General features: G+C 45.5%; 16 protein-coding genes and 1 pseudogene. 4 read left to right on the top strand and 13 right to left on the bottom strand.

From position 1 onward, the window contains the following. Nucleotides 1-479: 479 nt before the first annotated feature. The 3 genes from U1I11_RS10710 to U1I11_RS10720 form a co-directional block, all read right to left on the bottom strand. Nucleotides 480-974, bottom strand: coding sequence for a GNAT family N-acetyltransferase (locus tag U1I11_RS10710; protein ID WP_322906201.1), 495 nt, complete (start codon nt 972-974; stop codon nt 480-482). A gap of 669 nt (nt 975-1,643) precedes the next feature. Next, nucleotides 1,644-2,609 (bottom strand): AEC family transporter, encoded by a 966-nt coding sequence (locus U1I11_RS10715; protein WP_322906099.1) that lies wholly within the window; start codon nt 2,607-2,609, stop codon nt 1,644-1,646. 336 nt (nt 2,610-2,945) lie between these two features. Next, entirely contained in the window at nt 2,946-4,661 is a 1,716-nt protein-coding gene (locus tag U1I11_RS10720; protein WP_322906100.1) for an NAD-dependent malic enzyme, read from the bottom strand. 344 nt (nt 4,662-5,005) lie between these two features. On the opposite strand from U1I11_RS10720, the gene U1I11_RS10725 reads away from it, so the two are divergent. Then, nucleotides 5,006-5,887 carry a LysR family transcriptional regulator gene (locus U1I11_RS10725; protein ID WP_322906101.1) on the top strand — a complete coding sequence of 294 codons (882 nt, stop codon included), beginning with the start codon at nt 5,006-5,008 and terminating at the stop codon, nt 5,885-5,887. 10 nt (nt 5,888-5,897) lie between these two features. Here the strand turns inward: U1I11_RS10725 and U1I11_RS10730 are convergent, their stop codons facing one another. Further along, complete coding sequence (locus tag U1I11_RS10730; protein WP_322906102.1) at nt 5,898-6,746, bottom strand: S66 peptidase family protein; 849 nt, start codon at nt 6,744-6,746, stop codon at nt 5,898-5,900. A 386-nt stretch (nt 6,747-7,132) separates the two neighbouring features. On the opposite strand from U1I11_RS10730, the gene U1I11_RS10735 reads away from it, so the two are divergent. Then, nucleotides 7,133-7,576 (top strand): hypothetical protein, encoded by a 444-nt coding sequence (locus U1I11_RS10735; RefSeq protein ID WP_322906103.1) that lies wholly within the window; start codon nt 7,133-7,135, stop codon nt 7,574-7,576. A 260-nt stretch (nt 7,577-7,836) separates the two neighbouring features. Here the strand turns inward: U1I11_RS10735 and U1I11_RS10740 are convergent, their stop codons facing one another. From U1I11_RS10740 to U1I11_RS10770, 7 genes are all read right to left on the bottom strand, one after another. Next, entirely contained in the window at nt 7,837-9,840 is a 2,004-nt protein-coding gene (locus U1I11_RS10740; protein WP_322906104.1) for an alginate lyase family protein, read from the bottom strand. A gap of 443 nt (nt 9,841-10,283) precedes the next feature. Beyond that, on the bottom strand, nt 10,284-11,681 hold the full coding sequence (locus U1I11_RS10745; protein ID WP_322906105.1) for an ABC transporter substrate-binding protein: 1,398 nt from the start codon (nt 11,679-11,681) through the stop codon (nt 10,284-10,286). A 119-nt stretch (nt 11,682-11,800) separates the two neighbouring features. Further along, nucleotides 11,801-13,399 carry a helix-turn-helix domain-containing protein gene (locus tag U1I11_RS10750; protein WP_322906106.1) on the bottom strand — a complete coding sequence of 533 codons (1,599 nt, stop codon included), beginning with the start codon at nt 13,397-13,399 and terminating at the stop codon, nt 11,801-11,803. After that, the gene (locus tag U1I11_RS10755; protein ID WP_322906107.1) at nt 13,393-15,174 is read right to left on the bottom strand and encodes a sensor histidine kinase; all 1,782 of its coding nucleotides are present in this window, start codon (nt 15,172-15,174) and stop codon (nt 13,393-13,395) included. The genes U1I11_RS10750 and U1I11_RS10755 overlap by 7 nt, the downstream gene beginning before the upstream one ends. Before the next feature lie 6 nt (nt 15,175-15,180). Further along, nucleotides 15,181-16,014, bottom strand: a complete 834-nt coding sequence (locus U1I11_RS10760; RefSeq protein WP_322906108.1) for a carbohydrate ABC transporter permease — start codon at nt 16,012-16,014, stop codon at nt 15,181-15,183. Between the two features lie 21 nt (nt 16,015-16,035). Continuing rightward, complete coding sequence (locus U1I11_RS10765; protein ID WP_322906109.1) at nt 16,036-16,920, bottom strand: carbohydrate ABC transporter permease; 885 nt, start codon at nt 16,918-16,920, stop codon at nt 16,036-16,038. A gap of 94 nt (nt 16,921-17,014) precedes the next feature. Then, nucleotides 17,015-17,947 (bottom strand): helix-turn-helix domain-containing protein, encoded by a 933-nt coding sequence (locus U1I11_RS10770; protein WP_322906110.1) that lies wholly within the window; start codon nt 17,945-17,947, stop codon nt 17,015-17,017. A 403-nt stretch (nt 17,948-18,350) separates the two neighbouring features. Between U1I11_RS10770 and U1I11_RS10775 the strand changes: the two are divergent. Both U1I11_RS10775 and U1I11_RS10780 read left to right on the top strand, forming a co-directional pair. After that, a pseudogene (locus tag U1I11_RS10775) lies at nt 18,351-20,072 on the top strand (alpha-amylase family glycosyl hydrolase); the annotation flags it as partial. Between the two features lie 271 nt (nt 20,073-20,343). Then, nucleotides 20,344-20,829, top strand: coding sequence for a hypothetical protein (locus tag U1I11_RS10780; protein ID WP_322906111.1), 486 nt, complete (start codon nt 20,344-20,346; stop codon nt 20,827-20,829). Between the two features lie 265 nt (nt 20,830-21,094). Here the strand turns inward: U1I11_RS10780 and U1I11_RS10785 are convergent, their stop codons facing one another. Together U1I11_RS10785 and U1I11_RS10790 are read right to left on the bottom strand one after the other, a co-directional pair. Next, complete coding sequence (locus tag U1I11_RS10785; RefSeq protein ID WP_322906112.1) at nt 21,095-21,928, bottom strand: AAA family ATPase; 834 nt, start codon at nt 21,926-21,928, stop codon at nt 21,095-21,097. Nucleotides 21,929-22,291: 363 nt separating this feature from the next. Then, nucleotides 22,292-23,491, bottom strand: a complete 1,200-nt coding sequence (locus U1I11_RS10790; protein WP_322906113.1) for a GTP-binding protein — start codon at nt 23,489-23,491, stop codon at nt 22,292-22,294. Between the last annotated feature and the right edge of the window lie 318 nt (nt 23,492-23,809).

A 23,809-nucleotide genomic window follows, 5' to 3' on the forward strand; every position in this document is an offset into this window, starting at 1 on the left:
AAATGAAGTGAAACCCATTATAAAGTTTAAAGCGATTTAATCGTAAATATTACGATTAATAATTTATAATATAGTATTCGTGTTCCTTTTTGTCAACATTTCATCGTATGTATAGGCAGGATGGCGCTTCTACTGGCAGTCGTTCACGACGAAAACGATTTTGCATATGTAGACGCTCCTATTACGTACATACGTATCCTTATTCCTATATAGTCATCATTAGCTTTACCTAGATCGTCCCCTACTCGGTTTTGCATCCAGCTACAATTATGTCCCTACACCCCATCCAATGCTAAAAAGAGCCTTCTCACCGCTGATGCGGCAAGAAAACTCTCTGTCTAAAAATGATTAAAGATCAATGTAGAGAATGATTGGCAACTCACTTCACTGCTCTATGCCGCCATCCTTTAATTTGCAAAAATGGTGCACGCAATACGAAGTGAACAGATAGCTAGGATGGAAATTCACTTCCAAGCTGCTTATACGCTGGATGGTAACGATAACCGGTAAAACTTTTTATCCACATGGACGATCGGAAAATTTGGCGGTAGCTGCTGCTGCTCGATCTCGATGAACCCATTTTTCTCATAAAATCGATGTGCCGCCTTGAATTGCAATGTTGTGCCGAGATAAATTTCCCTTTGCTTATGATCGTTTGCCCAGTTTATCGCTTGTTGCATGAGCGCATGTGAAACGCCCCATGTTTTGCCGCGATAATCTTGATGCACAAACATTTTGCGTAGCGTTAATTGCCGCTCACCGATATCGAGCAGCGCAATCGTACCAACGACTTGTTCATCGATATGAGCGATCCAGAAATTTCCGGTTCCATGTAAATAATAGCCAACGATATCTTGTAAATCGGTTTGCTGTTCACGGGTAATCGGAATTTGATATTCCTCCTGCTGGATATGCACGACCATATCTGCTACACGATTTTGCCACAAGGTTGCTGCTGCTCGCGGAAATGGCATAATATTCACGCTATTTATCAATGTACAACACACTCCTTTTCATCTGTTCTGACTTGCTAGACACCGTACGAATCGCTACGCAATATACGCTGTAAGCAGACAGACGATACATAATATGTACAAACCAACTGCAATGCCAATCCTGCAACATTATAAGCTTGGTACGAAAACGGGAATGTAGTAAGCATACTAAACCGTATTGTCTACCTCATTCCATATTCCATCCTCAGCTTCCATCGATCATCGCGAAAGCTCTAGCTTACAATGTGCTCAACAAAAAAGGCTGCTGCCCGCCATTGTTTGAAAACAATTCGTTGCAGCAGCCTTGCTATTATATTGACAGCTCCCCACAAACTTAGCAAGCAAAATAATGAGCTATTCGACTCGCTAGCAATGAAATTTGGAGCTGCTATTTAACCTGTTATACTTACAATTTATATTATTCAAATTCAAGCTATCAGGCATCATTCATTGTTCATGTCGCTCTTTTTACGCTCTTGTATCCTACATGATGCCGATAGGTTAGCGTAATTTCTGCTCATTTCAGATGTAAACCTATATTGATTCATAAGATGCCAACTGCTTTATGTTCATCGCTTTGCCTAGTTCACAGACCAAGTTAAATTTCAACTTTGATTGTGTACCGATATCCTCATCCATTGCCACGCTTTATACTAGCAACGAAATCAAAATCGGCAACGAGATAAGCGATAAGATGGAGCTAAGCACAAATGACGAAGCGGTTTCCACTTCTAACGTTTCAAAGCGGGTCGCAATCATCGCCGCAACAGCGGAGCTTGGGAACGAGACGAGCAGTACTGCCATCGTTGCATCATCAGTAGACAGTCCCATCATTGCAGCAAATGCAAATGTCAGCAGCGGCAACCCGACAACTTTCAGCACCGAAATACCGATTGCATTGCCACTTAATTTAATGTGGTTCAGACCGATCGTAACCCCGATCGCAAACAAAGCTGCACCGGATGTAACATTACCGATTTGATTGAACGAATCTTGCAACAATTGTGGCGCATGAAAGCCTAAAAGTGTAAGGATGACACCGATTAATGGCACACAGGCAAGCGGTTCACGCAAACCGTGCAAAATGGAATGAATCGTTAATTTGAGCAAGTTTTCATTCTGTCCATCTTGGGCTTTGTGCGCTTGTGTCTTTTTACCAACCGAGCTTACAATAGTTGCAATTGGATCAAGTACCGCATTGACAACTATACCGGTAATGGCAATCGGAATAGCGACCTCTGCCGCACCAAACAGACTGCCCAGCACCGGAATACCCATAAATGCAAAGGAAGGCTGGGTTGAATTTAAGGAAAAAATAGACGATGTATTGAGGTCCATACGGAATACGAGCCGCATAATGAGCATCATAATAACATAAAACCCAATAATACCCAGAAACATAGTCATAAAAAAAGGCCATTTCTCGATCAGCGTCTGTTTGCTGGTCGTCGTAATGCCAATAAAAAGATGCGCTGGGAGCGCGAATTTAGTTACGAGTGTATTCAAACCTTTAGATGAAGCAGGATTAAATATTTTAAAATGTCCACCGAGAAATCCGACAATAATAACAAAGAAAATCGGAATTAAAATGATAAAAATATGACCTACTGACATGATATAAGACCTCCATGTGATTGTTAAGCAAAATTGCGTATATGCTCCATTCTCCCTGAAAAGGGCGGCTGCCCATCCATAGCGGACAGGCAGCCTGTTCATTTAACTCCAATACTTCTACGATTACTTGTTACAGTCAAACGTATTGCTTCTATATAATGAAAGACAGCTCTAGCGTATAACTTGGTCGATCGAAATTACATAATCCCTCTGTACTGAATAAACAACGATTCAGGTCAAACTGCTCTGTCCGCGCAGTTCGATTTCAATCCCCTGATTCCATCCTAGCGAAAGAACAGACTTATATGCAGTTATTTATAATTTGAAAGGAGGGGATTAGCGAACCGATGTAAGCTCCCCCGCTTTAACCTCACGGTATACCGGATGCCACATCGCATTACGTACCGCATCTTCCACATCTTCAGGCGCATAACGCGCTACATCATCCGCGATCGCTGCACGGGCAACCGCTACTGCTACAGCAAACGATACGGCTTGCAGATCACGTACATGTGGCAGCAATGAAGCACCAGGTGCAGATGAATCGACCGCATGGGCAACCGCATCAGCTGCAGCGGTAAACATACCTTTGGTAAATGTTTTTGCTTTGGTAACAATCGCGCCCAGTCCCAAGCCAGGGAATACAAACGCATTGTTCGATTGACCGATTTCATACGTTACCCCTTTATATTCAACCGGTTCAAACGGGCTACCTGTAGCGATTAGCGCTTTACCATCTGTCCATGTCAGCAAATCGGCAGGTGTTGCTTCAGCAAGTGTAGTCGGGTTCGACATTGGCATAATGATGGGACGCTCGACATGTTTTGCCATTTCTTTAACGATTTCTTCGCTAAATGCCCCCGTTACACCGGATGTACCGAGCAGAATCGTTGGTTGTACTTGTTTAATCACTTCAAGCAGACTGATTTTGCCGTCCGCATCGGTTGCCCAATCACGAACTTCCGCCGCAGGACGTACATACGGTTGCTGGAAGCCAAGCACACCTTCGGTTTCATCGGTCAACAAGCCGCGATAGTCATACGCCCAGAAGCGACGTTCCGCCTGTTCTTGGGTCAGACCATCCGTTACCATCGCATCGCGAATCTGATCGGCATTACCAATTCCGGCAGCACCTGGTCCGAACACAAGTACACGATGATCACGCAGCGGTACACCGCTTACTTGTACACCAGACATAATCGCTGCCAATGTTACCGCACCTGTACCTTGAATATCGTCATTAAAGGTCAGCATATGCTCACCATATTTATTAATGATGTTGCGTGCATTTACATTACCGAAGTCTTCCCAGTGCAGCAGTGCATTTGGGAACAGCTTCAATGCGGTTTGCACGTAACGGTCGATAAATTGCTCATAACGTTCACCACGAATCCGTTCATGACGATTACCGACGTACATCGGATCGTTAAGCAGTTGCTCATTGTTTGTACCGGCATCAAGCACGACTGGTAATACACGTCCAGGATTGATGCCTGCCGCAGCCGTATACACGGCAAGCTTACCGATCGCGATGTTAATGCCACCTACGCCCCAGTCTCCGATCCCGAGAATACTTTCCGAATCGGTAGCAACGATCAGATCGATATCGCCAGGGTTCACACCGCTGTTACGGAATGCTTCTTCAATGCCATCCATGTTGTCAATCGAGAGATAGACGCCGCCTGGCTTATGATAATGCAGGCTGTATTCTTGAATCGACTGACCGACCGTTGGTGTATACACAATCGGCAGCATTTCGCTTAAGTGCTCGCTTAGCAAACGATAGTACAATACTACATTGCGATTCGACAAATCACTTAGCATAATATTTTTGCGCAAATTACTCGATTCATTTTGGAATTGCTCGTATGCCCGTTTCGCTTGTTCTTCAATGGTCAAAATGGTCGGTGGCAAAATTCCGTTCAAATGAAGCTCTTTACGCTCTGCCTCCGAAAAAGCGACTCCTTTGTTCAAAATCGGATGAGCCAATACATCTTTACCACGCAATACGGTTCGAAGCGATCCTTCATTGTCAAGATAAAAAGCGTTCATAGTTAACAGCCTTCTTTCTTACTTTTTTTAACACTTGATTATTATTCGTAAATAAACATCGATCACATTGTTTATAATAGTCTCATTATGACATATTGTAAAGGAAAAATTTGAGTATTTTCTATCATTTATCGATTTATCATTGATAAAAACTATTATTAATCTGAAAATACAGCATTTTTATTTCATATTTGCGCAAAAAAATTTTATGTGTCTACGCTTACATTTGTCTAAAACGTGACAAAGACAGCGTTTATGCCTTTCGTTAATAGATTGGAAAAACGAATCAAAAATAATATAATTATAGTCAAAAGCAATGATAAACAAACTGGAAGGAGAAACAGATGGAACTAAGACAGTTGGAATATTTTGTCGCTGTATGTGAAGAACTTCACTTCACTCGCGCTGCTGAACGGTTAGGCATTACGCAACCTACACTGAGCATTCAAATTCGTACGATGGAGGAAGAACTAGGGATGCAGCTATTTGACCGTATCGGTAAACGTATTACGCCTACCGAAGCCGGTTATATTTTGCTCAAACAGGCGCGCAGCATTTTGCTCAAGTTGCAGGATGCGTATGATGAAATTAACGGATTGCGGCAGTATGATGGCGGCAATCTAGTTGTCGGGTTAATGGCGGCGGAGCTGGATTATCGGCTGACCCCGATTTTGATCGATTTTCACCATCGTTTTCCAAAGGTGCATCTTAAAATTCATTCAGCAGTGGAAGTCGCTGATATGGTCATTAACAATCAGGTCGATGTAGGCATTGCATTAATGGAGACGAACGATCCGCGCTTAACTACGATTCCAATGTATGCGGAGGAATTTGTACTTGTCGTGTCCGAGCGGCATGAGCTGGCAGGACGTAAGTCGGTCAAACTAGAGACGATCGGCAATCGCCCTTTGATCGCTTATCCCAAAGGATTTAAAGCACGCGAACTTATCGAAACCCATTGCCGGGATCACGGGTTAAATTTGAACATTATTGTGGAAACGTCTACCGCTTCATCGCTATATGGATTTGTGCGCTCCAATGTAGGTGCATGCTTGCAGCCGTATTATTTATCACGCTCACTCAATGATCCGAAATTGCGCTTAATCAAAATCGAAGATTTCCCACCACTGCGTCAAATTGCAATTATGCACCGCAACGATAAATTTCTTGGCTATGCCGCGCAGCAGTTTATTCAGCTCGTGCAGGAGCAGTTGAAGATGGATTGAAATGATACGTTCAGCCGATGATCATGCAACCGGAATCGCTACCATGACCGATTCCGGTTGTATGCACGACCGGAATGCCGCGTGCCGCTGTAATTTGTAGCACATATTCAAGTAATGCGGCTCGTTCGCCGTACTGCTCCAATTCGGTAAACGTACCGATCAGCAAGCCGGAGCATTCATTGAGCGCGCCTGTCTGGGCAAGCTGATCGAGCATCGAGATGATGCGTTTCAGTCTGCCGCTTAACCCTTCCAACATAATGACACGACCGCGTGCATGCGGAAAGTGGGGCGTGCCTGCCAATTTGAGCAAACAACGTAAGTTACCACCGATCAGCTCACCGTTCAAATCTTCCCCGCGCAAAAACTCAAATTCCAGATCATACAGATCATTACTACCACCAAAAAAGGTTGCATAAAACCGTTGTCGCTGCTGTTCACCGTACTGACGGACAAGATTCAGCACTTGGTAATGATAGCTTGCCACACCGGTACGTGCGTAGATCGCATTTAGCACTACCGACAAATCGCTCATGCCAAACAATGGCTTAGGTGAACGAGCGATACCGTCAAAATCTACATAGGGCAATATGCCGTTTGCCGAATCACCACCGGAAATGTCGAAGATCGCTTTTATAGTCGGATCGGCAAATAAACGGTTCAATTCGGCTGCCCGTTCCTGCGGACTGCCGCTCCAGCCGTAGTCTGCTTGCATGAGCGTCTTCGCTTCTTCCACACGCAATCCCCACTGATTGAAATGCTGGATCAATTCATCTACACTGCTGCGCTTGCCCCAGGAAATTCCGTCTGAGCAAGCGATCAGAGCGACCGTATCGCCGCTGTTGAGTTGTAATGTTGACATCGAAATGCTCCTTTGCGAGCCAGTTTGATGTAGCTTGTTAATGCTTCATTGCTTGAGTTTGCGTTCATCTTATCATTATTGCAGATAGGGGGCAAATGGACTGCACATGTATAACGATATGATCAAGATGCCATCTCGTCTTCTCCCATTAGGAAATTCCCTTTTCCGCTACCGCAATGCCTTGTATCGATTGGAATACGCATTAATTTAGGATAATTTTTTAATATTAAACACCATTATTAGTATTTAAATGATATATTTAGGTTATTACTAATTTTACATCTGCCACTCGTTCGTCAGGTAGCTCATTGCAGTGTAGTTGCTCGTCCCTCCTGTGTTCATTCGGATTTAACTAGTTTGATCATTCCAATGGTAAAGGAGCATGAATGATGATGACACACTTCAAGTTCAAATGGGTATTGGTAGTCGGTATGTTGTTTGTATCGTTATGCGTTCCATTCTCATCTCCGGCTGCTGCTGCGCCACATATGAAGCCGATGTTGTTTGGAGAATTTGAGGAGGATTTTACGCTTACTGATGGATCGGTATACACGAGCCCTCCGCTCGCTTCGACGGGGCAGGTTGGGTTGTGGATTACTATTTCTTTGGCTGCCGGGGAACAGCTTCTGTTCAGCTATCAATGGTACAATGAAGCGACAAACACATGGCAAGAAGTAAGCAGTACGACTCGCTCCGGTCCGACGGATTATATCGTGCAAGGGTTACAAGATTTAGGGTATGAATCGCTTGGAGTGTATCGTGTGCAAATTCATTTGAATAGTGATGCGAATAAAGAAGCGCATATTTATGGAGAATATATGGCGTGGTAAACGTGGTCATTTTGCAGAAGTTGAGCGGATAAAGTAAAAAAGCGCACCAAAGGGATACAACCGCGATAGGCTGTATCCCTTTTTATTTGAATATTTTATACTATGATTGTGCCTGGATGCTTTATGCAAAGTATATGCTTATTCGATAACATCAAGTTGATTACGTTGCACCTTTCATCCGCACCAATCGTCAATCATCTTGTATTAAGTGATCGCTTCGTCATTCGTTTACAGCTTTGACGGTTAACTTTCCCGCTATATTAAGACAGTGACCAGCTACTATGCTGCTCATCCAGATGAACGCATAACTGTGCTTTATCATTATAAAGCACAATGTTCACACGGCGATCCGCACCAAGCTCAAACTTGTCCAGCACCCATACATTCGCTGGATCGGACGTGTGATCATCGGGAATAACGACCGTCGCGATGCCAATTGAGCCGTTAGCATGCAGACCGGCATCGATTACAGACGTCGGCTGCTTTTGCCCATAGATCGGTGATACCCAGCCTTCTTGGCATGTAATTTGTAACGGTTGAGCCGATTGTCCGGTTGCTTCGCCATCATTCGTTGTTACCGTAGTCCAGTACATACGTGCCGACAACTCGGTTTGCGGATAATGAAGCTGTACCGCTGGTGCAAGTGCATCGTCCATCTGTTCGGTTACCGCTTCTTCATTATCCACCCATTGCGGAGCGGACAGTACGCTCACCACCGCATCCGGATGAAGCTGAAAGCGTTGATGCACATCATGAACAGCATGCGCTTCCACCCATTCGACAATAATGAGCAGCGGCACCTGTTTGCCGAGCATAAGCCACCGTCGATGTTGAACCGGATCATCCAGCCGCATATATCCATCATGGGTTGCGTCAACTAGCTCATAGTCGGCATCACTTTTGCGCCGTAGCGTCTGACAAGCTGCCGCTGGTTCCGCCCATGCTTGTGTAGAAATGTATGGCGTCTGATCTTGCCCATCGATCACGATCGTATTATGTGCCGCCGTACTTTTAAAATAATGCCGCCAGTAACCTTCTTCATACGTATACCGCCCCGGATCGACAAAAATAAGCTGGCGCTGCCAATACCATTCGATATTCAGCGCATCCGCATGTCCATGTGCCCCGCCCATCGGTGCCGCATCAAAAAACAGATGCTGCCCCGGTGATTTCAGCATATAATACCCGGTCTGTGGAAAATCGATCCCTTCGGCGTCAACCAGCTCCGGCTGCTGTAATGCCGCATACTTCTCAAATTGCTCCGCCCCAAACATCCATAGAAAATCCGGGCTAACTTCGCCGCGCACGAGCAGATGTTCATCATCCAAAATCCCACCCAGCATCGCCACCCTTGCTCTGCCATTGCTCACCCATTCCGAATCCCCAATCGCTGTCGAACGGTTATCCGGGCGAATCATCGCCAACGTAAATGTCGTCATCCGATGCAACTGCTGTCCATATGCCGCTGGAAAAGGAAAACCGGACAATCTGCCAAGCAAATACGGCGTACCAAACATTTCAATACTTGCATCATGATAATGGGTCGTCAGCTCACTTTGAATGCCTTCCGGCCCGATCTGATCATACTGACACAATTGCAGCCGCTCGGTGGCAAGCTGCCGCCAGTACGGTGCACGCGGATGTTCACTATAAAAGACACCGATCATAAACAACCCTTGCATATGCATCATCGCATGATTGATCTCGGTTTGCCCTAAATACGAAGTCAAATATACGGCATGCTGCTCCAACGCTTCCAACAGCTCCGCTGTAAAGGCTGCATCGATCAATTCACTGCGCTGCATATACGCATACGTAGATATCCATGACTGCACACGTAGCCCTGTTTCCAGCAACCGCCACGGCCCTGGCAATTGGAAAAATGTCGCTTGCTCATACGACAGCGGCGGCTGTGGCACAGGATTTTGACTGCACCAGCTACGGAAATGTCGCATATATGTCGCTACATGTTTGTCTTCACCTGTTAGCAAATACGCTTTCCCAAGCTCAAGCATATGCCAGTGACGATTGATGCCCCACGTAAACTCAGGATCAAGCGACGGATTGTACAACCAATCGACCGGGTCACCCATCGCAATCCAGCGTGTCAGATCATTAGTATAAGGTACCATAAACAGATTGTCGCAAGCTTGATCGGCAATTTGCATCGAATCGGCGGCATGTTGCGGATAATGTTGACGATAGGCAATCGCTGCTCGTGCCAACTCATCTGTAGTTAAATAGTATGTTCTTCCATTCATCATGTGTATTTCGCTCCTTTCTGTTGATCGAGTCCCTATTTATCCACGTATCCGTACAGATTGAATACGAGCGTCTACAGGATTGCGATCTTCAAACCTGTTATATCGTGAAAAGTAATTTTCAGATCGTAAACGATTTCATTGCGTTAATGTTTGCGATCTTCAACCGCATGGTTTAATAAATTGTCAATTGGAAGCATAAGGATAGGAACAGCGAAAGGACTGGTCGCAAAGCTTACCGCTTTTCAGACGACCAGTCCACCTCTCCATTGCGTTTGCGGTTCATCATCGATCTGCTATAGTATGAACCGTAAGTTAATAAACAATACCGTTCCAACAGAGTTCGTTCAAGCTACTAAGCTAGCCTAGATGTTCATTTCTGCAATTACTGCTGTTCCTTCATTGTTGCTGTTTAGCGCTCGCTTGGTGGCGTTTAGCTTTACTGTTTAGTCCTCTTTGGACAATTTGCCTTCAAGCTTCGCTGAATCAAAACTTGGATCAGCTTGAATCGTAGTCAGTCCGGTATCACGCGCTTGCTTCAGCGCTGCATTGTAGCGGGTATTCAGATCGTTAATCACACTATTCAAATCGCCGCCGATCAGTACATATTTAACAAAATCATCCGTCCATTTGGCGCCTTCCACTTGGCTTTCGGTAGCGGACAGTGGATTAGCCGGATACAGTGCATCGTATTTACGCGGCAGGAAGCCTGCAATGCCCGGAATCGTCGGCTTGGTAGCATGTTCCAGTACGGTTGGAATAAGCGATATGCCATAACCATCTTCATAATACTGTGTTTGCAGTTTCGTGCTATACACATAGCTCATAAATTTCCAGGCTGCATCTTTATGTTCTGAATCGGCGCTAATGCCGATATATGAGCCGCCGATCACCTGGATCGCACCGACAATTTTGCCGTCTGGCGTTGGAGGCAGTGCTGCCGCCCAGTTGATCTTAGTCGGGAATTGATCTTTGTATACGCCCGCTTCGCCGGAGTGGTTAAAGTACATCCCGATTTTGCCCTGTGCGAATTGTGCACGCAGTGGGTCGATATCCAAACTTTCCACACCCGGTAACATGCTGCCATCGGTCATCATTTGACGCATCGCCTGGGCGATATCTTTATACATGCTAAAGTCGAATTGACCGGTCACATAGTCGTATCCATCGACACCGGTTGTTGTGCTTGCCGGAGCGACCGTATTGGCTGGACGCGAGAATCCGCTTACACCTTTTAATGGACTGGCGAAGCCGTAAATGCCTTCCGCTTTGCCGATATCGGTAATTTTCTTAGCATCTTGTATCATTTCGCTTAACGTTGTCGGCGGGGACGCGATGCCGGCGCGTTTGAATAGGTCTTCATTGTAGATCAGGCGCCACGTTTGTCCTGTATTCGGCAATGTGTAAATTTTGCCGTCGATTTCATTTTTATGGTCAATGATGACGTTTTTGAACGTTTGTTTCATCTCGTCACTCATGTAGTCATTAATCGGTGTAATATATCCTTTTTTCACATACGTTTCAAAATCATCGATTTGCAGCACATCCGGTGCTTGTTTGCTAGCAAAAGCGATATCGACCGCTTGCGGGTAATTATCGCCCATCACGTTCATTTGCACTTCGATATTGTCTGTATTCGTCTTATTGAACTCATCGACTTTGCTTTGCATAAATTCAGCATCATGACGATCCGGTGTCCAGTATACGATCTTTGTTTTGCCGCCTGACGCTTCAGATGATGAAGCACTATTACTGCTGTCTGTCGCGCCCGAATTGGATGAACAGGCAGTTAATGCCAACACGAGCAGTGAACTTCCTACAACTTGCAACCATTTCTTCTGCATTTGCAGTCCCCCCGGATTATGTTTTGATCGGAGACGATTCGTTCATCTCTTGTTATTAAGCATAGCGGGAGAAATCTCACATGAGAGTACGGTATATCGACTACGATAAGGTGGGAAATTCATCTTTTCTTCAAATTTTGCTGTTCAAAATAGTGCTGACGAAACATCGAAGGCGTCATGCCGCAGTGCTTTTTGAACATTTCGCTAAAATACGGCCGATCCTCATACCCAAGCCGAGCGGAAATAAGCTGCACTTGCATCCCTTCTAACAGCCATTGCTTCGCCTTTTCGATCCGCAAATTAGTGACATAGTTGGCAAGCGTCATCGCTGTTTCGCGTTTGAACAAATTTGCCAAATAGCTTGGACTTAAATGTACAGCACGTGCGCAGCTACTCACCGTTAGATCGCTATCCAAATGTTCTTCGATATACCGCTTCACCTGTTGAATCACCTGTGAATATTCTTTGTTTTGTTGACTGCGAATATATTCACAGCAAAAGCAGCAAAATTCGTTCGTTAACGTCATCCATGCCGTAAACGTTAACAACGGTAAACTTTGAATACGCGCTAAGCGCTCAGCAAGCCCACTGCATGGCAAGTCTTCCAACACGTCTAGCATCGTACGATACACGGTCATACAGAGCGTTTTGAATTGCTGCACCATCAGTTCGGGACGACAATAATCGGATTGGGATATCCATTCGAGGAATAGTTCATCCAGCATAGTAGTCGTTTGCTCGGCATTGCCGGAACGGAGCGCATACAGCAGCGCTTTTTCTTTGTCCGGCGCATAACGCGGAATATCGCTCGTGCGCTCGGTACGCTCATAACTGTAACACCCGCCGGTAGAGCTGTAAAAGCGATACTCTAGCGCACGATCCGCTTCGCGATACGCATAAGCAAGCTGCGCTGGCGCTGCATGCACCGTACTGTAACCTACCGACACCTGGTATGCTCCATCCTGTTCGATACAAACTGTAGCTTCCTGCCATAATGACTCCATATCGATAGCATCGGTCGCCGGCAATAATGCAACGATGCGCTGGCTACCATCATGCAGTACGATGCCTTCCTCCCGTTCCTCCAACAGTTCGCGTAACACTGCGATCACCTGCTCGCTCATTTTGACGAGTGATTTGCCCGGATCGGCGCGCTCGGTATCTAAAATTAGCGTACGGTAGCAAGGCAGCATTTTGTGCAATTGCCAGCTTTTCCATTGCCGCTCCGCATCAAGTGAAGGGGCATGATGCAGCAGTTTACGCAAAAAGTCATCGCGCTGATGGCGGCGATTTTGCAATAGCTCCATTTCGAGCAGCCGCATTTTGGCAGCCTTTTCCGACTCCTCCACAATCGCTTCGCGCACTTTAAGCACACTTTCCACGACTTGTGCCGGTGTGAATGGCTTCGATAAATAATCAAAAGCGCCGAGGCGTACCGCTTCCTGCGCATAGGTAAAATCATTAAATCCGCTCATAAAAATAACTTTACTCGGCAAATGCTCCTCAATCATCTGGCGAATCATATCACAGCCGCCTAGATGCGGCATGCAAATATCGGTCAGTACAATATCCGGACGAAGCGCGCGAATCATTTCCAATCCACGCTGTCCGTCTTCCGCTGTGCCTACAATCCGAATGCCATGCTGCTCCCACGGAATTTGGTAGGCAATTCCGTTTACAACCATTTTAATATCGTCCATCACACACATCGTCAGCATGCGGACACCCCTTCCTCCCCATGAAATGGAATGATGATCGTAACGCTTGTCCGCTCATTCGGAATACTGGCAAAATTCATCGATGCGTCGGCACCATAATTTAATTTTAGGCGGCTATAAATATTGTATAGTGCATAACTAGCATGTTTTTGCAGCGGCTGCTGTACATTGTCATTCATCGCTTGCGCATCCAGCCCATGTCCGTTATCGGTCACGCTAAGCTTGAGCTGATTGCCTTGTATAACTGCACTAATCTCGATTGCACACGGACGCTCCAAATTTTTAAAACCATGCAAAATCGAGTTTTCTACTAACGGTTGCAACATAATTTTCGGCACAAGTGCATTCCGTGCGGCATCATCAATCCGAATCGTGTACGTGAACATATCTTCATAACATTGCTGTTGCAGCAACATATACTGTTCCACATGATTCAGCTCCTGCTGCACGGTCGTCATTTCCTGCCCGTTATTCAGTCCGAGCTTAAACAATAACGATAGTGACACGATCATTTCGCCAACTTGTTCGCTTTGTCCGAATTGACTTTTCCACAAAATCGTATTGAGTGTATTGTACAGAAAATGTGGATTGATCTGCGCTTGAAGCGCTTTAATCTCATACCGCAAGCGCTCCTGCTCGCTAATCGTATTCGCCTCGATCAAATGTTCAATTTGACCCATCATCCGATTGAAGCGGTAACCGATTACGCTAACCTCATCTTCATATTTGCTCGTAAACCGCGCTTCTAGCTCGTTATTTTCAACCCGCTGGATAATGCGATACAGCTTGTTGAGTGGGCTAAGCAACAACCGAGTCAGCACACTGGAAAACAGGAGCGCAATCAACATACAGACGATCATAATCGCCAGTACGAGCCAGCGAATGTCCCGCATCGCGCCAAGCAGATTGCTTTTCGATTGTACCGCCACCAGCGACCAATTCTCATCTAGTTTTAAGCGCGAATAATTGACCAGTTGCTCGTCATCATCATTTTGATACGAAAAGGCACCCTGCTGCTGGTGCCCAAATTGCTCCAGAAAAGCAGTGGTGCTAAATTCCGCAGGTGCAGTGTTCACCCCTGGCAATATACTGTGCCCATGATGATCGAGCAAAAACAGACGGATTTGCTCATCCAGCACATTTTGCCGAATCATATCGTTAACATAATCCTCGCTAAAATTCACGATCACATACACATCAGGCAAATTATAACTATTGTTAAACGAATTGCGCAGCGGACGCACTAGCAAGGTGATGACGCGCTTTTTGCCTTGAAACAGCTCATCTTCATGTCCGGATATCCAGTGTACATTCCACGATGGATCATCCATTGCCCCTTTATACAGACGATCCACATCGACATCGCCGATCAGCGAATCCTGTGTCGAATGGAAATTACCGATCGGCGTAGCGAGCAGTACCGATACAACGGCTGGCTCCACTTGTTTCAGTTGGGCAAATGGCGTTTGCAGCAGCGACAGATCGGTATAAAAGCGCGAACTGTCTCTGATCCGCACATCGTTCATGACCCGGTTGTATGTTTCGCTCATCATAAGTGAATAGCTAGCTACGATCATATGCCGCATACTTTCATCGAGCGTTTGCACCGTTTTGTTCAGCATCGTCTGTTTGAGCTGGAGCGCGTTTTGCTCCATTACTTTAGCGGCAAAGTTGTACGCAAACCCACCGGTCACACTAATGCACAGAAATGTAAGCAAAATATACAAAATGTGAATGCGACTTTTGAGCGATAGTTTGTAAAACCCTTTGTTCATTGCTCATCATCCTTTTACCGCTCCAAGAGTGACCTGCATAAACGATTTGTTAGCAAATACGTACACGACTAGCAGCGGCAAAATGGAAATGCAAGCACCTGTTAGCATCAGCTGGGATTCCGATGCCGCACCAAAGCCATACCGCAGATTAGACAGACCGACCGGTAGCGTTTGCAAATTGGGATTACTGAGCGTAAACACAAGCGGCAAAATGTACTCATTCCATGAATTTTGAAACACGCTCAATCCCGCCACTGCCAGCGCTGGCTGCAATAGCGGCAAAATAATGCGCCAAAATACCGCTGCCGGATGACATCCATCCATCCAAGCGGCTTCATCCAATTCACGAGGAATATTTTTTAGGAAGCCGATTATAATAAAATAGGTCGCCGCATGGGCGCTAATAAGAATAAGAATGACACCCCATAACGATTTTTGCAACCCTAGTAACACCATCAGATCAAACTGCGGACGCAGCACAACCGCGCCGATCGAAATAAACAATGTGCTTGCCATCAGCCCGGTATAAATCCCTTTGCCCGGAAACCTCGCCCGATCAACCGCATACGCTGCCATCGAAGCGACAAGCAGCGATCCGATCGTCGTCATGATGCTGACGAACAGACTGTTCCATGTAAACCGTGAAAAGTTCGCTTTTGTCCAAGCGGTCACATAATTGCTAAACTGCCATACGTCTGGAAAAATATGCGCACCGCTCGTCAGCTCCAAATTGGTCATAAACGAACCGGATACAACAATGACAATCGGAAACAACGTAACAGCAGCGGTAACTAGCAGAAACACCCACAGAAGGGTTTTGCCCGTATATTTAATGACCATATAAATTGCCCTCCTGATCAATTAGTACATCTTGTTTAACTTGCGCGACAGATAAAAGTATAAAATCGTAACGACACCGACGATCAATGCGGTCACAAAACCAACTGCGCTACCGTAACCAAGCTGCTGTTGCACCGGCGAATCCGGTGAGATCGGAAACAGCAATTTGAACAAATATAAATACATCACTTCGGTTTTGCCGTAAGGCCCACCTTCGGTCAACACCATAATGCTCTCATAACCTTTGAGCGAGATCGTAATCGCCAGCATAATAATCATCTGCATGACCGGGCCGAGTAGCGGAATCGTAATACTCCACAGCTTGCGCACTTCGCTCGCTCCGTCCAGTGATGCCGCTTCGTACAAATCTTCCGGAATACCTTGCAATCCGGCAAGAAATAACAGCATATAGTTGCCGACTGCTCCCCAGATGGCGATCATAATCGTCGTTAGCATCGCATAATCCGGTCCAAGCCAGCTAATCGGTGCACTGATAATATGATATTTCAGCAAAAATTGATTTAGTACACCGTTGTATGAATTGAAAATAATAAAAAACACAATCGACATGACCGAGGCGCTAAATACGGTCGGCAAATAATAAATCGCCCGCAACACCGTACGCCCGCGTAATTTGCGATTCAAAATAAACGCCAAAATAAGCGAGAGCGGAATCGTTACAATCAACTTACCTGCCGCATAAATACCGGTATTTACAACCGATTGCCAAAACTCACCGTCACGCAGCAGGCGGGCAAAGTTACCGAAGCCGATAAAGACCGGCTCGCCGTACCCCTGATAGTTATAGAACATATACCGAAGCGCCCATAACAGCGGGTACACTCCTAGCACAAGCGTCAGTAACACACTGGGCAAAATAAACAAATATGCCGTTCTCTTGTTCACCGTAACCTTCCCCCTTTAGGTCTGTTGAAAGAAGTATACGAGAGCAAGCGACGGCATAGAGATAGGAAAATCAACTTTATCGGGTAGGATAATCTTACTTTGATGGGGATGAATGAACGTTCATGAGTAGCTTGACAATCGCTAATTGATCCGGTTCAAGCGATTCAATATGATGCTCAAGCAATTGCTCCGCCAACGCTCTATCGATGAAAGGAATAACAAACAGCAGCAACTCATACGTCACTTTCTGCTGAAGCAACAGCTCTTGCATGATCGGCTGCGGCAATAACGCCAACATTGTAGCCAGATGTTGTTCGTTTGTATACTGCTCCCAATGCGCCTGCACAAATTCCCCTAACAACTCCGGCTCCACAAAAGGGGCGAGTTTAGCCATTTGCTGCACCGTGATCTGCTCGTTATGCCGTGCCAAATAATCATGCAAACGCTGCGTATAATAAGGGGCGATATGCATAACATCAATCATATGCTCGATCGTCATCGCGTCTGCTCCGCAAACGATTGCATACAAAACATCCTCCGTCAAAAACGGGGCAAGCTCTGCTAATACCGTTGGCTGCTGACGGATCATCGCAGCACGAGTATGCACAATATCGATCAATGTTTCTTGCTCAAGCAGCGGCGCCAACTGTACGATGTCTTGTACAGTCAGTGCCTCCAGATCATAATCTTGCAAAATATCATTCCAATCGTCCGGCTTAATCAATGCGGCATATTGCACAACATGTTCCAACTCCAGCAATGCCGTATCGATCGCTTGCTGTGGTGCCAGTTGATGCAACATCTCGTTCGTGAGTTCCTTATTTTCTCCAAGCAGTTCGCTGAGTTCGATATGTAACACTTTTGATAATCGGATTAATGTAAAAATATCCGGCAACGATTTCCCTGTTTCCCATTTCGAAATCGCTTGGGGTGAAACATGCATGTGCTCGGCAAGCTCCAATTGTGTCATATTATGTTGTTTGCGATAGTCAGCGATAAGTGCGCCAATCAAGCGTGAATCCAGCATACGGATGTGCTCCTTTCGGTTATGAGGAAGATTTTGTTTCCTTGCTTCTATGCTAGCGATGGTATGGCTAGATGTACAGCAACGCTCCGTTGAGTTGCAGATGAAACGTAAAAACAACTGCTGGTTGAGTTTGCTACTGTGCAGTATACAGCCCATTTTAACAACATATTGACACCTATACTCCGTTCCATAATTTCATATATTTTCCTTCTTTTATTTTTGTAAGCGCTATCTTATAATCAATGGCGTAAACGTTTGCACACACCTACATCATTGAGGAGGAACAAAAATGCAAGAACGATTTAAAGAACAGATGCAGCGCTCGGTAGCCGCTTGGTTGGCGCTATTGATGGTACTGGCTGTACTGTTTGGCGGCTTTAGTCCGACTACATATGCTGCGGACAATTCGGTGACCGTCTATTACAAAAAAGGCTTCGCTTCGCCGTACATACATTACCGGCAAGCAGATGGCAATTGGACAACAGCGCCCGGTGCCAAAATGGCAGATGCCGAAGTGAGCGGCTATGCCAAAGCAACGATCAATATCGGCTCGATGAATCAACTTGAAGCGGTGTTTAACAATGGCAGCGGCACATGGGACAATAACAATGCTCAAAACTATCTGTTCAACACCGGCACAGCGACCTTTACACCAGGTTCAAACGGGACAACAGGTACGATCACAGCGGGTGCTCCATCCGGTTCCACCACACCGACCGATCCGTCTACGCCTCCTGCCGACAACTTCGGGCAAGTTGATTGGAGCAAACGCAGCATTTATTTTATTATGACCGATCGTTTTAGCAATGGCGATCCGAGCAATGATAACTACGGTGGCTTTAATTCCAACAAAAGCAATCCAATGCAATGGCATGGCGGCGACTTCCAGGGCATTATTAACAAACTGGACTATATTAAAAATATGGGCTTTACCGCTATCTGGATTACACCAGTAACGATGCAAAAAAGCGTAAACGCTTATCACGGCTATCATACGTATGACTTTTACTCGGTCGACGGTCATCTCGGCAATATGACAAAATTCCAACAACTCGTCCGCACCGCTCACAGCAAAAATATCGCCGTCATGCTCGATGTCGTCGTGAACCATACCGGCGACTTCCGCCCGAACAACGGCACAGCCAAAGCACCATTCGATCAAGCTGACTGGTACCATAATGCAGGCGATATTACACAAAACGACTACAATACAAATAACCAGTCCCGCATCGAAAATGGTGATGTCGCAAGTTTGGACGATCTGAAGCAGGAAAACCCAGCTGTCGCCACCGAGCTGAAAAACTGGGGCAAATGGATTATCCAGCAATCCGGCGTCGATGGACTACGTGTTGATACCGCCAAACATGTACCAAAATGGTTCCTAAAAGATTTCGATAGCGCTGTCAACACATTTACGATCGGTGAAATATTCAATGGCGATCCAGCCTATGTCGCTGATTACACGAATTACCTAGATGCAGCGCTCGATTTTCCAATGTATTATACGATCCGCGATGTGTTCGCCAAAGACGGCTCGATGAATCTGATCAAAGATCGGTATACACAAGATTATCGTTACAAAAATGCAAACCTGAATGGCACATTTATCGACAATCATGATGTGAAACGTTTCCTGAACGAAGCATCTGGCAAACCAGGCGCTACGTATGACAAATGGCCACAGCTCAAAGCAGCACTCGGCTTCCTGCTCACTTCACGCGGTATTCCAATCGTATACCAAGGCACTGAACAAGGCTTTAGCGGTGGCGATGACCCAGCCAATCGTGAAGACATGACCTTTGATACGAACAATGAACTGTACAAATATATCGCCAAACTAAACGCTATCCGCAATGTCCATCCAGCATTGCAAAACGGCACCCAAAAAGAAAAATGGTCAGACAACACCGTCTACGGTTTTCAACGCTCCAACGGATCAGATGAAGCGGTCGTGCTCATTAACAATTCGTGGAACAGCGAAACACGCACAATCCCGAACCTGGATAACTTCGGTAACGGCACGACACTGAAAAACCAACTCGGTACCGATTCCGTAACCGTTAACGGCAGCTCGATTACCGTAACGCTTGCCCCCAAAGAAGTTAAGATTTTGACCAGATCATGAGGGTAGGGTAAAATGGTTCGTACTATGCCATTTTGCAGGCATATCTAATCGCCATCGTTGCTATTTCCACCTGTCCAACCAAGCGCCGTATGCTCCGATATGATCGATCGGTAGCATACGGCGCTTGGTCTATAGTATGCTTATTTTTTGTTTGCCATCCGATTGCTTGTGTTATGTATACTTTAACTACACTATTCAGTATCACAATTGGCTGAGCTATTATCAACGACAGAAAATGAACAACAGCAATCTAGACACAGGAGGAACTATCATGAATAAGACTCATCATCCCCCCTATAACAAACAGATCATCGAACAAACACTGTATTTTCTAAATGAGTACACACAGCTCGCGCAACAACTGTGCGAAGCGCTTGCTCGGTTATATCAAGTAGAGTTACCGCCAACTGTAGCAGGTCAAGCATCGGTTGAACCTTTATTTGATCATATTTATGAGCAGGACGATGATATAGAACAGCAATTTACGTACGCAGCAGAACAATGGCAAATTCATTTGCACGGTGAGCATTGTTTGTTCATTAGCGACCGCAATGTTCGAGTCGAGGTGAACACCTATGATCGCACCTGGATTGATGCTGGATTTTTCCTGCAATTTATTACGCATCATCCAGAAGCCGCACCACTAGTGCATGCTATTCAACCTGCCGATTTTCAGCAAATGATCAATCTGCTTGAATACATAACATCACAACGACGACTATTGCAAGTAGACCTGGTGAATTTTAAGTTGGCTTGAGTGTTCGCTTGAGTAGGGTATGCTTGCGCATTGAACATATGCATATGTACCGATGTATTTGATATTGTATAGCAGAGAGGTTCTGATACTACGATTCCAGTATGTTTTTCATAGAATTTAAACTGGTCAAGCTACGATGAGCTTGACCAAGTTCAATGTTAATTTTTATTGTGTACTAAATAAGAGTTTGCCCCATCTTCAAAACTTATATTTATCTCGGTCAATGTACGATGAATCAAATCGTAATAACGCCCGCTATACTCTATTACACAGTTACCTTGTCCAACGCCAACAAATGATACGGACGATACTCCTGTAACGACATTTCAATCAATAAACGACTCAGCGGCAGATCGTCGATGATCGCTTTACGTTTAGCTTTCAAAATAATCTGTTCGATATCCGCGTAACTACATCCGTCCATCCACCCGGCTGCCCATGCGTCCAACTGTAGTTCGCGCGGAAACTCACCGCATAGCCGAGTAATATATTCCAGTCTTAATTGCTCCGCCGGATTATGATACACCATCTTCGTATCAAACCGCCGCCAGATCGCATTGTCCAGCTCGGTTTCCAAATTGGTCGCTGCGATAAAAATGCAATGCTCCGGAAACTCATCCAAACATTGTAGCAATGTATTGACGACACGCGCCATTTCTTTCACTTCATCATTGTTGTCACGCGTACGCGCCACCGCATCAAACTCGTCCATAAATAGCACACATGGTTCCAGCCGTGCATACTCGAATATTTTGCGCACATTGCTGCCTGTTTCGCCAAGATGGGCATGAATGAGCGCATCCAGGCGCACCGTCACAAGCGGCAATTCCAACTCATGTGCCAAATGAAAAGCTGTTAGCGTTTTGCCGGTACCCGGAGGCCCGAACATCATTATTTTGTTAGGCACTGGCACATCATGCAGTGCGAATTTTTCTTTCATATTTACAATTTTCAGAAACTCCTCGGTAATGATACGGTTTTCTGGCGACAGCACGATATGACGGGAACGCTGCCCACATTCTTTTACACTGTATACGGATGCCATTTCAATGCCTTTAGTTAACGGCATTTTGCCATAGTTACGACGGTTTTTGGTCATAGATATTTTTCTCCTTTAGGGTTAACGTATTATTTAGCGAATCATCACTTACTTAAATTGTGTATATTAAATCAGCACATTAAATAAACGGCTGTCATTATTCATGGATACGATCGTTTAATCACATCATTATGGTGACCGATTCGATTTTTTTAACTAAAAATGAAGCTTAGATTTGCGTACAGTAGACTACCATAAATTTTACAAGCGGCGAAGTTACTATTGTAATTTGGTAAAACTGTATTACGAATAAAGAAGCCGAAACGAATACGCTTGCCCGCTTCGGCTCCCTTCCGTAGTTCAATTTCAGATCATTTTGTTATCGATTGCGTTTATAGACTTGCACCCATCCGTTCAACCTAATCAACCGAAAAAGGGTAACGGATCATTCAATTCACGCCAATTGCCATGCAATTCTTCGCGTGTCAGCAGCGCTTCATCTAGACTGCTTTCGATTTGCTGGCGATCCATATCGACCCCGATAAATACAAGCTTGGTTACCCGGTCGCCCCATGTATCGTCCCAATCCGGTGTGCGTGGCACTTCACCATCAAAATGATAATCCAATTCTTCCTGACTAAGCGCTGCTACCCAAAGCCCTGCCGGAGAAAGCTGTTTCGATGTGCCTGCATGGCTGAACGAGATTGCCATATTGTTACGTGTGGCAATCCACATTAGCCCTTTGGAACGTACGATTGAACTTGGATATTTTTTGACCCAATTCAACAGTCGTTCCGGATGAAAAGGAACTTTGCGTCGGTACACAAATGAACTGATGCCATATTCTTCCGTTTCCGGCGTATGTTCTTCCTTCAACAATTCCTGAATCCAACCTGCGGATTGGCTCGCTTTTTCAAAATCGAACAAACCGGTATTCAAAATATCGGTCGCTTTAATGTTACCGTGCGTCGCATGAATCAGCTTCGCTTCCGGCTGCATCGCACGCAGCGCCTTTTCCAATCGTTCCAATTCAGCAGGTGTAACTAGATCGACTTTATTAATGATCAGCACATCGCAAAATTCCACCTGATCAGTTAGCAAATGCACAATGCCTCGTGTATCATCTTCACCGGCTGCTTGCCCACGATCAAGCAAGCTTTCACGCGAATAATAATCTTGCCAAAATTGTGCCGCATCGACAACCGTTACCATCGTATCGAGCCGTGTCAAACGCGTCAGATCGATCCCGTTGTCCTCATCTACATACGTAAACGTCTGCGCAACTGGTACCGGCTCGCCAATTCCCGTCGATTCGATCAAAATATAATCAAATTTGTCTTCGTGTGCCAGCTTCTCCACTTCCACGAGCAAATCTTCACGCAATGTGCAGCAAATGCAACCATTGGACATCTCAACTAGCTTCTCGTCTGTGCGCGACAGACCACCACCATCACGAATCAGATCGGCATCGATGTTTACTTCTCCCAAATCGTTAACGATTACCGCAACTCGTAAGCCTTCCCGATTGTTAAGTACATGGTTCATAATCGTCGTTTTACCAGCACCGAGATAACCGCTTATCACCGTAACCGGAATACGGCGATCTTGCTTCACTGTTGTCATATCCACCCACCGTCCTTCGTGCTTTTTCGATATTCACTTTCTAATACGTAATTATTACGATTTACAAATGAACAAATGGTTGTGCTTCGCTTGTGCAACTAAGGCGTGTACGCAAACATAGCGTGCTGGAGCAGCCGCTACTACGATACGGAATAAGGGGACAAACTCCTGTGCTCAAAAGAAGTAAGGTATTTTGCTACGCAAAAACCACTTTTTATTGCACTTCGTGTTTGCAGAACGTAAACACTGAAGTCGTTCTTCCCCCTTATTCCTTCCCGCAGTGAAGTGCAACTCGCAGCCTACGAGTTTGCGTACACA

The sequence above is a fragment of the Paenibacillus campi genome, from assembly GCF_034659835.1.
GTDB lineage: Bacteria > Bacillota > Bacilli > Paenibacillales > Paenibacillaceae > Saccharibacillus > Saccharibacillus campi.